Here is a 15,995-nt window from a genome sequence, read left to right on the forward strand (position 1 = left end):
GGGCAGTAGGCAGTATACTGCTGACACCAATTTCACGAATTATCACCAATAGGACTCTTTGTCAATTCGAACGTCGTGAAGCACCTTTTTTATCTATTAAATAAGCCTGTCATTGTCATTTCGAGCTGTCAGCCTGAGCGCTGGTCATTGAGCTAAGTCGAAATGGGTTGAGGGGGCAGGGAGAAACCTTGACAGGAACCAAGAGCCAGGAATCAAGATTTAAGAGGACATTTCTTTTGAACTTGAGACTTGAACTTGCACTTAAGCAAGAGATTTCTCAATCGTCAAGAATTATTTCGGAACTCATGTCGAAATGACCCTCGATGATGTCCTTTTGGACAAAGTGAGGCACCCCGTCACCCTGAACTTGTTTCAGGGTCCCATCCAATAGACATGGATTCCGTATCTAGTGCGGAATGACACTTTGAATCTTGCCTGTCATTTCGAACCGAATGAAATGAGTGTGAGAAATCTGAACCGTTGCATTCTGTGTTTTAAGATTTCTCCATCGTCACTTCGTTCCTCATGTCGAAATAACTTCTTATCGTCACACTGAACTTGTTTCAGCGTCTCACTCAGATGGGATTCCGTGTCAAGCACGGAATGACGGCTCAGTATCCAGAGTAGAATACCAACTTGGGTCGCTGAGCGCTGGTCATTGAGCAAAGTCGAAATGAGTCGAGGGGGCAGGGAGAAATCTTTTTATCCAGTAATCGGACATCAGAAGTCTGAGCTCTGATTTCGGACATCTGTCCTCTGAAATCTCAAATCTCATCATCTCAAAAACAAAAACCGCCGATAGCTCTGTGGCTACCGACGGTATCTTTTATGTAAGTTTTTTGTTTCCCTTTGGGTTATGGACAGTTGATGATACCGGAATCACCATCAAAAGTCCAGTTCCATGTGTCTATCAGGGCTTGCCTGGCCTGTGCCCCCGTGGAACCGAGGCAATATTGGAGGCCCGCTGTACCGATTGTCAGATTGCTGCTCAAAAATGGCTGCTGGGACCATCCGATCAAAGTAGCACTATAATTTTGTATGGACATCCCTGAATTGCTAAACATATCAAATGCCGTGTTAAGATTGGACATATCCCAACCGCCAAGATCCTGGTCAAAGGAGGTGGCGTTCAAAAACATACTATGTCTGCTTCCCACATTTGCGGTGTTCCATCCCCCGATATCTTGATTAAAGGAAGTAGCATTTCTAAACATAGCAAACATAGAACCCACATTTGAGGTGTTCCATCCCCCAATGTCTTGATTAAAAGAAGTGGCTCCATCAAACATTTCGGACATATGGTTCACGCTTATCGTGTTCCAACCCCCAATATCTTGATTAAAGGAAATGGCATCCCAAAACATGCCTTCCATGTTAGTCACTTTCGACGTAATCCAACCCCCAATGTCCTGATTGAAGGATAATGCATATGCAAACATCGATTGCATATCGGTCACATTTGAAGTGTTCCACCCTCCGATGTCTTGGTTAAATGAATTTGCTTCAAAAAACATACCTGACATATCTGTCACATCCGAGGTGTCCCAGTCCGAGAGGTTCTGGTTAAAGGAAGTTGCACCTGAGAAAGCACTTGACATATCTGTCACATTGGATGTATCCCAACCCCCAATATCACCGTTGAATTGATCGCAATTTCTGAACATTCTTCTCATCGACCCCACGTTGGAGAGATCGGGCACGTCGGTGGCGGTATATTCGGCAAGGTTTTCACATCCATAAAAAGCGGATTCCATGCTCTGCCACTGGATGGCGCCCCACTGCTGTATGCCCACCAGTTTTTCGGGAGTGGAACTGTTGTCCATTCTTATAAAGGGAAAATCGCCCTGTATGGCCACGGTATAGGTGCCGGGTTCTGGATACTCGTGCAAGAACGAAAGTTCCCCATTGGTCAGCACCACCTGTTCGACGGTACCATCCCCCCAATCAACGGTAAAGTCATAGGACATGGCATCGCTCACACCTATGACAACAAGATCGTTAGGCTGTGCAGCGACCCACTTGGTCACAAAGGTGGAGGGGTCCTCGGCGGAGGTGATGTCCTCCACGATCACGGTCACAAAGATTTCGAGCTCGTTAAGGCCATCGCTGGCGACCACGGTGATGTTGTGCACGGTCTTGGCCTCATGGTCGAGGTTGGTGCCCTCGATAAGGCTGAGCTCCCCATCGGCGTTGATCTCGAAAAGGTCGCTATCCTCCACTTGGTAGGCAATGGCGTTCCCCTCGGGGTCCTCGGCGGTGATCACGCCTATGGTCTGGTCATCGGCAATGGTCTCCGCCACGGAGAACTCGTACTCCACCGCTCCGGTAGGGGCCATATCCTCGGTAACGTTGATGGTGACCTCGGCGGTGTCCATGCCCCCCTTGCCGTCGCTCACCTGCACGGTGATAACATGCTGTGCCTGTTCCGCAAAGTCCAGGGTGGTGCCGGCCGTAAGGCTCAAAACACCCTCGGGGGTGATCTCAAAGCGGTCGTTGTCGTTCTCGGTGATGGAGAAGCTCAGCTCGTCCTGGTCCTGGTCCGTGGCCGTTACGGTGCCTATCTCGGCGGTGTCGGCGATGCTCTCGACCACCTCAAAGGCCTGGTCAGCGATTACCGGGGGGGTGTTGGTAGGATCGGGCTCGGTCACGGTGAAGGTCTTGGTGCTGGTGGCGGTCTTCCCGCCCACGGTAACGCTGATCTTTCCTGATGTGGCGCCCTGTGGCACGGTGATGGTCAGTTTGGTTGCCGTAGGGGTTCCGCTTATGGTCGCCGTGGCGCTTCCCAGCTTCACGGTGTTGGCAGCGGCGGTGGCGGCGAAGTTGGTACCGTTGACGGTGACCAAGGTGCCCACCGGGCCCTGTTCGGGGGTAAAGCTTGTTACGGTGGGGCCGGTCGGCGTGCTTGGCCCATCGTCCTTGGAGCAGGACCATAGGGCGGCCACTGCAAGGAGCGAAAGGGCTAAATTTTTAAAGTTCATAGTCTTTGTTTTTTAAGATGAAAGGTACAAGGTGCCGATTTTCGGGAAGAGTTCGGTGCACGATCTGACGGATGCCCCGTTTGGGTTGACGGATGTTCTTTTTTGAAGAGGTCAGAGGTCTGTTCTTGTCATTTCGAACTGTCACCCTGAGCGCTGGTCATTGAGCGAAGTCGAAATAGGTCGAGGGGGTAGGGAGAAATCTTAATTCTCCCATAAAAGCAAAAACCGCCGATAATCCTTTGGTCATCGGCGGCATCTTTGATGTATATTGTTTGCTTGTAAATTTATGGACAGTTCGCGAGTCCTACATCTCCCACGAAATCCCATCCAATGCTTTCTAAAATATCCTTAGCTTCAATAGCGTCTTGTCCACAATATTGCAGGCCATTGGCTCCAACGGTTACATTGGGTTGTAGGTCTGCTTGCTGACTGGACCATCCAATCAAGGTGGCATTGTAATTCACCTGTGACATTCCTGAGTTGTTTAACATAAACTCTGCATGGGTAAGACTTTCAATGTTCCAAACGCCCAAGTCTTTGTTAAATTTCTCTGCATTGTTGAACATATTGTTCATGTGCGTTACCTTACTGGTGTCCCAATTTCCAATAAACCGGTCAAACTTGATAGCACCTTGGAACATCTTTGTCATACGCTCTACGTTGCCAGTCTTCCAATCCCCGAGGGGTCCAGCAAATGAAGTGGCATCTTGAAACATAGCGGTCATATCAGTGATTTCACTCACGTCCCATCCACCAATATTACCATCTTCCAATTCAAAGCATTCGGTAAACATATAAGCCAGACTGGTAACTTGGGAAGTGTTCGGTATATCTTCTGAAGAGATTTTCAGGTTCTCACAGCCGAAGAAAGCATTTTCCATACTTTGCCAAATAATTTCTCCCCATTGGTCTACGCTTTGTAGTTTTATGGCACTGCCGTTGTCGTCCATTCGAATCGCTGGAAAATTACCTTGAATAACTATTTGATAGATTCCCTGTGTATCATATAAGTGGTCGATTGAGGATAAATCGGAGCCAGATACCAGTTCTATGGTGCCGTCGCCCCAATTAATGGTAAAGTTATATTCCAAGATATTATTCAATCCAATTTGAATAGTATCCCCGTCAGAATCCGTTAACCAAGTGGTAACAAAGGTTGAGGGATCTTCTATAGTGATGATGTCTTCCACATTAATAGTTACGGAAATCTCCAATTCGTTGAAGCCATCACTGGCGACTACGGTGATGTTGTGCTGCGTATCGTTCTCGTAGTCCAAGTTTTTACCCTCTGCCAAGGTCAATTGTCCATCAGCATCAATTTCAAAAAGGTCATTTTCGTTTTCAGAAATGGAGTATGTGATGGTTTGTTCTTCTGGATCTTCTACATCAATCGTTGCGATTTCATCTGTATCGGAAATAATTTCTTCTACCGCTACCTCGTAAGCTGTTTCGCCAATAGGTGCTTGATCCTTTGTAATACTGATGGTAATCTCAGCTTCGGCAACACCTCCTTTTCCATCACTTACCTGTACGGTTATGGTATGGGAATCAACGGTATCAAAATCAAGTTTTTTGCCCTCAGCCAAACTGAGCAGTCCAGTATTCTGGTCAATAACGAAGAGGTCATTGTCATTTGTTGCAATTACGAAGATAAGGTTGTCTTGGTCATCATCGTTGGCAACTACTTCACCAATTTCTTGAACGCTTTCCAGTATCTCAAAGGCCTGGTCAGCGATTACCGGGGGATTATTGGTAGGATCGGAATCTGTCACGGTGAAGGTCTTGGTGCTGGTGTCGGTCTTCCCGCCCACGGTAACGCTGATCTTTCCTGATGTGGCGCCCTGTGGCACGGTGATGGTCAGTTTGGTTGCCGTGGGCGTACCGCTTATGGTCGCCGTGGCGCTTCCCAGCTTCACGGTGTTGGCAGCGGCGGTGGTGGCGAAGTTGGTCCCGTTGACGGTGACCAGGGTGCCCACCGGGCCCTGTTCGGGGGTAAAGCTTGTTACGGTGGGGCCGTTCGGCGTGCTCGGCCCATCGTCCTTGGAGCAGGACCATAGGACGCCAATTGTAAAAAGTGATAATACTAGATTCCTAATTTTCATAACAATGGATTTATGGGATTATTAGAGGTGCAAGATGCGGTATTTTGGGTTTACAAAAGGGTTCGATCTAACGGATGCCCCTTCTGATCTGACGGATGTTCTTTTTTAAAGAGGTCAGAGATCTGTTCTTGTCATCTCGAACTGTCACCCTGAGCGCTGGTCATTGAGCGAAGTCGAAATAGGTCGAGGGGGTAGGGAGAAATCTTAATTCTCCCATAAAAACAAAAACCGCCAATAGCCCTTAAGCCATCGACGGTATTGTATTTGTAATGACAAACCTGCTTTAGTTACAGTCTACTTGATATCCTAGATTCCCAACAAACTGCCAACTATTATTGGTGAACAGATTGTCTAAGGCCCAAGAAGCATCCATGCCGCAGTAAGTTAGGTTATCCACGCCTATCCAAATATCCTTAGGACCATTGTTCTGCTCCACAAAATTGTTCCACCCTATAAACGTGCTGCTCAGGTTTTCCGGGGACATTCCCGATAAGTCCAACATGTTTAATGCACCCTGTAAGTTGGAAATATCCCAACTCCCAATGTCCTGGTTAAAGGCTTCAGCATAAAAAAACATACCTGTCATATCGGTCACCTTGGAGGTGTTCCAATTCCCTATGTTTTGGTTGAATGAAGATGCTTCAGAAAACATGAAAGACATATTTGTTACGTTCGAGGTGTTCCACCCCCCGATGTCACCGTTAAATTCAAAGCACACAAAGAACATCTCTCTCATCGACTCCACGTTGGAGAGATCTGGCACATCGGTGGCGGTATATTCAGTCAGGTTCTCGCATCCCTCAAAAGCGGATTCCATGCTCTGCCACTGGATGCTGCCCCACTGCTGTATGCCCACCAGTTTGTCGGCCGTGGCTGCACCGCTCGACATGTCGATTGCGGGGAACACTCCTTCTATGGCAATGGTGTAGGTTCCCGCCTCATCATAGGCATGGAAGAATACCGACTCATTGGTGAAGGAAACATTTTCTATTGTACCATCGCCCCAGTTTATGGTAAAGTCATATTCCGTGTTTTGCTGAACGCCTATGATTATGGACTCGAAGGCCTGCTCGGTGACCCACTTGGTCACAAAGGTGGAGGGGTCCTCGGCGGAGGTGATGTCCTCCACGATCACGGTCACAAAGATTTCGAGCTCGTTAAGGCCATCGCTGGCGACCACGGTGATGTTGTGCACGGTCTTGGCCTCATGGTCGAGGTTGGTGCCCTCGATAAGGCTGAGCTCCCCATCGGCGTTGATCTCGAAAAGGTCGCTATCCTCCACTTGGTAGGCAATGGCGTTCCCCTCGGGGTCCTCGGCGGTGATCACGCCTATGGTCTGGTCATCGGCAATGGTCTCCGCCACGGAGAACTCGTACTCCACCGCTCCGGTAGGGGCCATATCCTCGGTAACGTTGATGGTGACCTTGGCGGTGGCCGTGCCTCCCATGCCGTCGCTCACCTGCACGGTGATCACGTGCTCGGCCTGTTCCGCAAAGTCCAGGGTGGTGCCGGCAGTAAGGCTCAAAACACCCTCGGGGGTGATCTCAAAGCGGTCGTTGTCGTTCTCGGTGATGGAGAAGGTCAGTTCGTCCTGGTCCTGGTCCGTGGCCGATACGGTCCCTATTCCTTCCGTGTCGGCGATGCTCTCGACCACCTCAAAGGCCTGGTCAGCGATTACCGGGGGATTATTGGTAGGATCGGGCTCGGTCACGGTGAAGGTCTTGGTGCTGGTGTCGGTCTTCCCGCCCACGGTAACGCTGATCTTTCCTGATGTGGCGCCCTGTGGCACGGTGATGGCCAGTTTGGTCGCCGTGGGCGTACCGCTTATGGTCGCCGTGGCGCTTCCCAGCTTCACGGTGTTGGCAGCGGCGGTGGCGGCGAAGTTGGTCCCGTTGACGGTGACCAGGGTGCCCACCGGGCCCTGTTCGGGGGTAAAGCTTGTTACGGTGGGGCCGGTCGGCGTGCTTGGCCCATCGTCCTTGGAGCAGGACCAAAGGGCGGCCACTGCAAGGAGCGAAAGGGCTAAATTTTTAAAGTTCATAGTCTTTGTTTTTTAAGATGAAAGGTACAAGGTGCCGATTTTTGGGAAGAGTTCGGTGCACGATCTGACGGATGCCCCCTTTGGGTTGACGGATGTTCTTTTTTGAAGAGGTCAGAGGTCTGTTCTTGTCATTTCGAACTGTCACCCTGAGTACCGCGCAGTCGAAAAAGCAGTGAGATTTTTGTAAATGAAATAGGATGAAGCTGTTTTCGACAATGCATTGTGCACTGCTGATTGTCTCGACAGGAATTGTACCGATTATCATTATTGACTTTATCAGCTCTGAATTCTCAATTCTGACAGCTTGTATCTAAAAATCTAATGTCGGGTGAATGATTTCTGTATTGATAATACTTTAGAAAGTGACTTTTCTTATTTTTGCGGGTCTTAACACTAAACTCCATACTATGAAAAAACTGTTTTTTACAGCTATGTCCCTTTTTGTATTTGTGTCTGCTTCGGCACAGACAGCTGAGGAACTAAAATCAGAAATTGCCCCAAAAAAAGATTCCATTGCAGCTATTCAGGCAAGGGTGGATGCCCTTCAAGCAAAACTGGATGCTCTTCCCGGATGGAAAATCGGTGCTTTTGGAACTATTGGTGGAAGCATTTCCGAATTTAATAATTGGTTTGCCCAGGGCATACCAAATAACTCTGCCGGAAATATAGGTTTTACCGTTAATGCATTTGCCAACCTTCAAGAAGAAAAATTCTTTTGGCGTAATGCGGCCAACATAAATCTTGCTTGGGTAAAGTTGGATGATAAGGACGATCCTACGGACGACGATAGCTTCCGACAGGCTACAGATGTTTTTAATATATCATCGTTGTACGGTAGAAAACTGAGTGAGAAGTTTGCTATCTCTGCCCTGGCGGAATACCGAACTACCATTCTGAGTAATTTTAACGATCCGGGTTATCTAGACCTTGGTGTGGGTGCTACCTGGACACCGATACCGGATTTGATCGTGGTGATGCATCCGCTCAACTACAACTTTGTATTCAGTAGTGAGGACACTATTTTCGAATCCTCCATGGGTGCCAAGATAGTTGCAGATTATACCAAACAGATTGGAGCAGTTAGTTTTAAGAGCAACCTTTCCATGTTCCAAAGTTACAAGAGCGGTGATTACAGTAACTGGACCTGGACGAACTCTTTTAGCTATACATTATGGAAAATGATCGGGGTTGGTTTTGATTTTGGTTTGAGAAACAACAAGCAAGAAACCTTGAACTATGTCCTGAACAATGCCCCAACTCCGGATCCCACAGCAACTTTTGAAAGCATAGACAACGAACTGCAATCGTATTGGACTTTAGGATTGAGCTATAAATTTTAATGGCATTGGAATATACAAACAAAAAAAGCCCTCTTTACCGAGGGCTTTTTTGTGGGGTGAAAAAATATTTTTCCATGTTCTTAAGACCAAGGTCTAAGTAGGTTAAGATCCATAAGATCTGTGCATGACACTAAAATGACTTAAAAACATGGTGAAAGTATACCGCCGGTGGTCAGTTTCTAAATTTTTGTTGTGTAGGGCACTGAAATTGTGGTGAACCTGCCTCACCTATGTAGTTTATCGAAAAAACGGGCCGAACGTCCGTTTGCCCTAAAACTCATCCAAATGCTCCGGGTACAAAAAGTTGTTGTACGGAAAGCGGGTCACATGGATATCCCTTACGGCATGGTACACCCGTTTTCTGAATTCGTCCATGTTCTCCTTGTTAAGTGCAGAAATAAACAGAACCTTGTCGCCCAATTTGTTAAAATAAGTATTTTTCCATTCCTCAAGGGTGAAATGTGCAGTGGTGCGTTCGGTTACAAGGTCATCTTCTTCTATTGTTTCCGGGCTATATTGATCTATTTTGTTAAAGACCATAATGGTAGGCTTGTCGGAACTTTCTATCTCGTCCAAAATCTGGGTTACTGAGCTGATATGATCTTCAAAATTAGGATGCGATATATCTACCACATGAAGTAATAGATCGGCTTCGCGAACCTCGTCCAACGTACTCTTGAAACTCTCCACCAATTGGGTGGGTAATTTTCGTATAAACCCAACTGTATCACTCAGCAAAAAAGGAAGGTTGCCCAAGACCACTTTTCGAACGGTAGTATCCAAAGTGGCAAAAAGCTTGTTCTCCGCGAACACATCGCTCTTACTGATCACGTTCATTAAAGTGGATTTCCCTACATTGGTGTACCCGACCAAAGCTACACGGACCAAAGAGCCTCGGTTACCACGTTGGGTTTCCATTTGGCGGTCTATTTTGGCAAGTTTCTTTTTGAGCAAAGCAATTCGGTCTCGAACAATACGCCTATCCGTTTCAATTTCCGTTTCACCGGGGCCACGCATTCCAATACCCCCTCGCTGCCTTTCCAAGTGGGTCCAAAGACCTGTAAGCCTTGGCAACAAATATTCATATTGAGCCAATTCCACTTGGGTTCTGGCGTAGCTTGTTTTTGCTCTTTGGGCAAATATGTCCAGAATAAGGCTGGTTCTGTCCAGCACTTTGCAGCGCAACAGCTTTTCAATATTGTTCTGTTGTGCGGGCGAGAGTTCATCATCAAAAATAACAGAGCCGATTTCGTTCTCCTTAACAAAACGTTGAACCTCTTCCATTTTTCCACTTCCAATATATGTTTTGGGATTGGGCACATCGACTTTTTGTACGAATCGTTTTGCGACCTCACCTCCTGCAGTGTAGGTCAAAAATTCGAGTTCGTCCAAATACTCTTTTACCTTTTCCTCGTTCTGGTGCTGGTTCATTACACCGATCAGCACCGCCTTTTCATATTCTATAGTCTTCTTTTCTAGCATTAAATGGGTTTAGATTGCAAATCTACATAATGTTTTGGAAGCTGTTTTTGTACATTCGCTTTTGAACAGTAACAATCAATAAAAATTGCTAAAAAAGAAGAATAGGTACACCATCGCTTTTTATAACCTTGAGAATTTTTTTGACACCAAGGACGATCCCTATTTGTTGGATGATGATTTTACACCAAAAGGTTTTCGAAAGTGGGATGAGCATAAATTTGGCAAAAAGGTAAAACGGATTGCGAAAGCCATTTCAAAAATTGGAAGAAAGGAGAGTGTCCACCCCCCGGTTTTAATCGGTATGGCCGAAGTAGAGAACAAGTTTGTGGTCGAAAAAATATTACATGCCCATAAATTAAAGAATACTGCCTATGATGTTATCCATTTTGATTCTCCGGACGAACGGGGAATCGATACGGCTTTGGTTTACCACAAACAACATTTTAAGGTATTGGATGCTCAAACCATTCCTTTGATCGTAGATAACACTAACGGGGAAAGGGATTTTACGCGAGATATTTTATATGTTAAAGGGGTACTTCACCAGGAGGAAATCCATGTTTTCGTAAATCATTGGCCGTCCCGAAGGGAGGGCGCAGATGAAACCAACTTCAAAAGAGTCAAAGCCGCAAACACAATTCTGGATAAATTGGAAATAATGCAAGGGGATTCCGATAACATTATCATAATGGGGGATTTTAACGATGATCCACGTTCGGAAAGTATACAAACCTTGATGGAAACGGGTCGATTTATAAACCCTATGAATAAATTACTATCCCCCAAAACAGGCAGTGCTAACTACAGGGGAAATTGGAATCTTTTTGATCAAATATTGATTTCCCATAGTTTTTTGAATTTCCAAGCTGGCACACATAGTTTTGTTGAAGCTAAAATTTTCGCGCCGCGCTTTTTAAAGGAATGGCATGGGAAGTATAAAGGGAACCCGTTCAGGACATATGCAGGAGGTAGTTATTTGGGAGGTTACAGTGATCACTTTCCTGTTTATGTTGTTTTAGAAGAAAATTAAAAAGTAAGAAATAAATTACACAACGTAAAAGTTGATTTTCACAACAAAAGGCGTAAAAAGCCGTGTATTTCGTCGAATAAAGTAGGAATTTTATCGAAGTACATCATCTTTCCTAATATATTCGTAGTCCAAATCTTACCTAAACTTAATTATGGACTACAGATTTCCTTTAGGGACCAAGAGAGCTATCTTCTCTTTATGTATCTCACTACTCAGCGTGAGTTCCCTAATTGCACAATCTAAAAACGAGAAGGACAAGATTCGTTTTTCCTACGATCAAGGAAAAATATCTTCCTTGATTTCCGATTTTGAATCGGAGCACCAAAATAAGCGTCAAAAAATAGAAGAATTAATAAAGACCAAAGGTCTTTTTGCGTCAAAAAATAAAGGTGATAGCACTCAAATAGCACTTGAGGATATCGGCTCCGACGGCACTCCTTTGTTTTATACAACATTGAACGACCCAGCATCCCAAACATCGAGAGCCCATACCTTGTACGATAATGGCCTGTTGAACCTTGGGCTTACAGGAAGCAATATGGAAGTGGGCGTATGGGATTCCGGCATTGCTCTAAGCTCGCATCAAGAGTTTGATACAAGGGCATACAAAAATGATAATTCCACCGAAGTAAGTCTGCATGCCACCTTAGTAACGGGCAACCTTATATCTGCAGGAGTAGAGCCCAATGCCAAAGGTGTGGCCTATAACGCCAAGGCTTTGAGCCACGATTGGAGCCGAGATAAGATCGAAGTGGCACAGGCTGCCGCAAATGGCCTGTTGTTGAGCAACCATTCCTATGGAATTTTGTCCGACAGAGTGCCAGATTGGTACTTTGGGGCTTACATAAAAGCTACCCAAGATTGGGACAGGATCATGTACAATGCTCCTTATTATTTGATGGTGACCGCAGCAGGGAATGCCAGACAATCCAACGATAATGCTAGCCCAAACTTTGGTAAGACCAGCGATGGCTTTGATCTTTTATTGGGATTTACAACATCAAAAAACGGATTGACCATTGCCGGTGCAAATACAGAAATAGACAACAAAGGAAATTTAAAGAACGTATCGGTGGCCGGATATAGCAGTTTTGGACCTGTTGATGATGGCCGTGTTAAGCCGGACCTTGCAGGAGATGGAGGAAATATTCTATCTACCAGCTCATCGACCAACAGTAGTTATCAAGTGTCCGCCGGAACTTCCATGGCAGCACCCGGAGTAACAGGTTCTTTACTTTTGCTGCAACAATACCACGAAGAGCTTTTTGGCAAGTATATGAAAGCGGCAACCTTAAAAGGATTGGCTCTTCATACAGCAGATGATGTGGATGCCAAAGGACCCGATTACAAAATGGGTTGGGGGGTGATGAATGCCAAATCGGCGGCAGAGGTGCTTCAGAACAAAGACTACACCTCATTGGTCAATGAAGAAAGTTTGATTAATGGTGAAACCTATTCCTTAACGGTAACTGCACTTGAAAACCATCCTTTGATTGCTTCCATATCCTGGACCGACCCAGAATCGGAAAACATTAACCGTGGAGACTTGAACAGCACAACAGCCGCTTTGGTCAACGATTTGGATATTCGAATCACAAAAGATGGAAAGAACTATTTTCCTTGGAAACTTAATCCAGCCAGAGCCAACGACCCGGCAACCTTGGGAGATAACAAGGTAGACCCGTTCGAACGAATTGAAATCGAAAATGCCAAGGGTACGTATACCATCACCGTAAGCCATAAAGGGCGATTAAAAAACGAAATCCAGGATTTTTCCTTAATCGTGTCCGGGGCTCAAATATCCAATTGCTCCATTGAGGTTCCTACGGGTTTTGAAATTAAAAACTCTACGGAAGCAGGCACTACACTTTCTTGGAGCAATGCCGATGAAACATTGTTCGAATTTCAATATAAAAGTATTGATTCCGATAACTGGAGCAATGAACTGATTTGGGAAAACAGCTTTAATCTTGATTTACTGGAAACGGGAAAGGTATACGAAGCACGGGTACGTTCCATTTGTACCGAGAATGCAGTATCCGAATTTTCGGAAACGATTGAATTTGAGTTTAATGGTATAGAAACAGTATTGATTCAGAATACACCTATGTACGTACCACAACAGTTGAGCATTTCCGTTTATCCCAATCCTACCGTGGACTACCTAAATGTAAACGGTGAGTTGTCCAAAGATGCAGAATTCTCTATTGTGTCGACTTCCGGAAATGTTATAAAAAAAGGAAAGACCCAAGGCTCAATAAATGTATCTTCAATTTCTTCCGGCCTATATGTTTTGGTCATTCAGGATTATTCTGGGATAAAAAGTACCAAGTTTTATAAGAATTAGAGGTAAGGCCGGAGTGCCAATAACCTTTTGCCGCTCTAAAAAGGCCACCATCCATCGATATCGGGATTTACAGAACGGTCACTCTATTTTTGTAGGCTATTGAACGAAAGTTTGCCACAGGTAATCGTGGAAATGAAGTTTATTGAACCCAAATCGAGGTTTTACTAGACTTTTTGTAGTAAGAAGGTCTAAGGCTATCCAAAGAAATTATCGATTATATGTCATGCTGTTTATACTCTGGACAGCGATACCTTTTGAAGTGTACACACCAAAAGCCCATTAATGGGACACCATGTATGGAAAAGTAATATCGGAGGTAATTTCAACATGAGATGCAAAGCATCGATTGAGAAATCTCAAAATAAAAAGATTTCTCTCTGCCCCCTCGACTGCCCCTTCGACTTTGCTCAATAACCAGCGCTCAGGGTGACAGTTCGAGAAGACAAGAACAGATCTCTGACCTCTTCAAAAAAGGAACATCCGTCAACCCAAACGGGGCATCCGTCAGATCGTGCACCGAACTCTTCCCGAAAATCGGCACCTTGTACCTTTCATCTTAAAAAACAAAGACTATGAACCTTAAAAAATTAGCCCTTTCGCTCCTTGCAGTGGCCGCCCTATGGTCCTGCTCCAAGGACGATGGGCCGAGCACGCCGACCGGCCCCACCGTAACAAGCTTTACCCCCGAACAGGGTCCGGTGGGCACCCTGGTCACCGTCAACGGGACCAACTTCGCCGCCACCGCCGCTGCCAATACCGTGAAGCTGGGAAGCGCCACGGCGACCATAAGCGGTACGCCCACGGCGACCAAACTGGCCATCACCGTGCCACAGGGAGCCACCTCTGGGAAGATCACCGTGACCGTGGGCGGGAAGACCGCCACCAGCACCAAGACCTTCACCGTGACCGAGCCCGATCCTACCAACACCCCCCCGGTAATCGCTGACCAGGCCTTTGAGGTGGTCGAGAGCATCGCCGACACCGCCGAGATAGGCACCGTAACGGCCACGGACCAGGACCAGGACGAGCTGAGCTTCTCCATCACCGAGAACGACAACGACCGCTTTGAGATCACCCCCGAGGGTGTTTTGAGCCTTACGGCCGGCACCACCCTGGACTTTGCGGAACAGGCACAGCATGTTATCACCGTGCAGGTGAGCGACGGCAAGGGGGGCATGGACACCGCCGAGGTCACCATCAACGTTACCGAGGATATGGCCCCTACCGGAGCGGTGGAGTACGAGTTCTCCGTGGCGGAGACCATTGCCGATGACCAGACCATAGGCGTGATCACCGCCGAGGACCCCGAGGGGAACGCCATTGCCTACCAAGTGGAGGATAGCGACCTTTTCGAGATCAACGCCGATGGGGAGCTCAGCCTGATCGAGGGCACCAACCTGGACCATGAGGCCAAGACCGTGCACAACATCACCGTGGTCGCCAGCGATGGCCTTAACGAGCTTGAGATCTTTGTGACCGTGATCGTGGTGGAGGACATCACCAAGGACCCCTCTACCTTTGTGACCAAATGGGTCACTGAGCAGCAAAACGATCTTGTTGTCGTAGGTGTGAGCGATGCTATGTCCTATGACTTTACAGTTGATTGGGGGGATGGTACAGTCGAAGAGGTGGTGTTGACCAATGGGGAGGAGTCATTCTCCCACGAATATGCAGGGGCCGATACCTATATTGTGGCCATACAGGGCGATTTTCCCTTTATAAGAATGGATAACAGTTCCACTCCCCAAAAGCTGGTGGGCATACAGCAGTGGGGCGACATCGAATGGCAGAGCATGGAATCTGCTTTTGAGGGGTGTACAGACCTCTCCGAGTATACCGCCACCGACGTGCCCGACCTCGCCAATGTGGGTTCCATGAAAAGGATGTTCGCAGATTGTACCCTCTTCAACGGTCCCATCGGGGATTGGGACACCTCAAATGTGACCAGTATGGACTCGATGTTCGGAGGTTGTAGCTCCTTTAATGGTGACATTGGGGATTGGGACACCTCCGATGTGACCGATATGTCAAACATGTTTCAAGGTGCCAGTTCGTTCAACCAGGATATCGGGGGGTGGAACACCTCCAAGGTGATCGATATGTCATACATGTTCGCACAAGCCAGCTCCTTTGACCAGGATCTCGGGGATTGGGACACCTCCGATGTGACCGATATGAGAGCCATGTTCGCACAAGCCAGCTCCTTTGACCAGGATATTGGGGGATGGAACACTTCTAAGGTAAACATCATGACCATTATGTTCGGGAATGCTGTATCCTTCAACCAGGACATCGGGGGTTGGGACCTTTCCAGTTTGCAGGGAGCATTAGGAATGTTGGATGATTCTGGGATGTCCATACAAAATTATAGTGCTACTTTGATTAAATGGTCCCAGCAGCCATTTTTGAACAGCGATTTGACAATAGGTGCAGCGGGCCTACAATATTGTCTCGGTTCCACAGGAGCACAGGCGAGGCAGGCCCTGATAAACACATGGAACTGGACTTTTGATGGTGATTTAGGTATCGTCAACTGTCCATAACCCTAATAGGAAACAAAAAGCTTGGATAAAATACCGTCGGTGGCCACAGAGCTGTCGGCGGTTTTTGTTTTTGAGATGATGAGATTTGAGATGTCAGAGGAATAGGTAAGAGCTCAGACTTCAGGTGTCCTA

General features: G+C 46.8%; 8 protein-coding genes. 4 read left to right on the forward strand and 4 right to left on the reverse strand.

Going from position 1 to position 15,995, the window contains the following annotated elements; genetic code table 11:
• Positions 1-854: 854 nt before the first annotated feature.
• From ABTP35_RS07330 to ABTP35_RS07340, 3 genes are all read right to left on the reverse strand, one after another.
• Positions 855-2,978, reverse strand: coding sequence for a BspA family leucine-rich repeat surface protein (locus ABTP35_RS07330; protein WP_375334507.1), 2,124 nt, complete (start codon positions 2,976-2,978; stop codon positions 855-857).
• A 284-nt stretch (positions 2,979-3,262) separates the two neighbouring features.
• On the reverse strand, positions 3,263-5,080 hold the full coding sequence (locus ABTP35_RS07335; protein ID WP_293297786.1) for a BspA family leucine-rich repeat surface protein: 1,818 nt from the start codon (positions 5,078-5,080) through the stop codon (positions 3,263-3,265).
• Between the two features lie 283 nt (positions 5,081-5,363).
• Positions 5,364-7,121, reverse strand: a complete 1,758-nt coding sequence (locus tag ABTP35_RS07340) for a BspA family leucine-rich repeat surface protein (RefSeq protein ID WP_293297783.1) — start codon at positions 7,119-7,121, stop codon at positions 5,364-5,366.
• Between the two features lie 407 nt (positions 7,122-7,528).
• Here ABTP35_RS07340 and ABTP35_RS07345 point away from each other — a divergent pair, with 407 nt between their 5' ends.
• Positions 7,529-8,461: a DUF3078 domain-containing protein gene (locus tag ABTP35_RS07345; RefSeq protein ID WP_293297780.1), complete on the forward strand. Its 933-nt coding sequence runs from the start codon at positions 7,529-7,531 to the stop codon at positions 8,459-8,461.
• Between the two features lie 270 nt (positions 8,462-8,731).
• On the opposite strand, the gene hflX is transcribed toward ABTP35_RS07345, so the two are convergent.
• Entirely contained in the window at positions 8,732-9,943 is a 1,212-nt protein-coding gene (gene hflX / locus ABTP35_RS07350) for a GTPase HflX (protein ID WP_293297778.1), read from the reverse strand.
• An 85-nt stretch (positions 9,944-10,028) separates the two neighbouring features.
• On the opposite strand from hflX, the gene ABTP35_RS07355 reads away from it, so the two are divergent.
• The 3 genes from ABTP35_RS07355 to ABTP35_RS07365 all read left to right on the forward strand — a co-directional run bounded on the left by ABTP35_RS07355 (position 10,029) and on the right by ABTP35_RS07365 (position 15,863).
• Entirely contained in the window at positions 10,029-10,973 is a 945-nt protein-coding gene (locus ABTP35_RS07355; protein WP_293297775.1) for an endonuclease, read from the forward strand.
• A 151-nt stretch (positions 10,974-11,124) separates the two neighbouring features.
• Entirely contained in the window at positions 11,125-13,320 is a 2,196-nt protein-coding gene (locus ABTP35_RS07360) for a S8 family serine peptidase (protein ID WP_293297772.1), read from the forward strand.
• A gap of 572 nt (positions 13,321-13,892) precedes the next feature.
• The gene (locus ABTP35_RS07365; RefSeq protein WP_375334508.1) at positions 13,893-15,863 is read left to right on the forward strand and encodes a BspA family leucine-rich repeat surface protein; all 1,971 of its coding nucleotides are present in this window, start codon (positions 13,893-13,895) and stop codon (positions 15,861-15,863) included.
• Positions 15,864-15,995 lie beyond the last annotated feature (132 nt).

It is taken from the genome of Flagellimonas alginilytica, assembly GCF_042134605.1.
Lineage (GTDB): Bacteria > Bacteroidota > Bacteroidia > Flavobacteriales > Flavobacteriaceae > Flagellimonas > Flagellimonas alginolytica.

Bases quoted from the DNA above. Each gene is read 5' to 3' on its own strand.
- ABTP35_RS07330 (WP_375334507.1), bottom strand. From the start codon at position 2,978: ATGAACTTTAAAAATTTAGCCCTTTCGCTCCTTGCAGTGGCCGCCCTA.
- ABTP35_RS07335 (WP_293297786.1), bottom strand. From the start codon at position 5,080: ATGAAAATTAGGAATCTAGTATTATCACTTTTTACAATTGGCGTCCTA.
- ABTP35_RS07340 (WP_293297783.1), bottom strand. From the start codon at position 7,121: ATGAACTTTAAAAATTTAGCCCTTTCGCTCCTTGCAGTGGCCGCCCTT.
- ABTP35_RS07345 (WP_293297780.1), top strand. From the start codon at position 7,529: ATGAAAAAACTGTTTTTTACAGCTATGTCCCTTTTTGTATTTGTGTCT.
- hflX (WP_293297778.1), bottom strand. From the start codon at position 9,943: ATGCTAGAAAAGAAGACTATAGAATATGAAAAGGCGGTGCTGATCGGT.
- ABTP35_RS07360 (WP_293297772.1), top strand. From the start codon at position 11,125: ATGGACTACAGATTTCCTTTAGGGACCAAGAGAGCTATCTTCTCTTTA.
- ABTP35_RS07365 (WP_375334508.1), top strand. From the start codon at position 13,893: ATGAACCTTAAAAAATTAGCCCTTTCGCTCCTTGCAGTGGCCGCCCTA.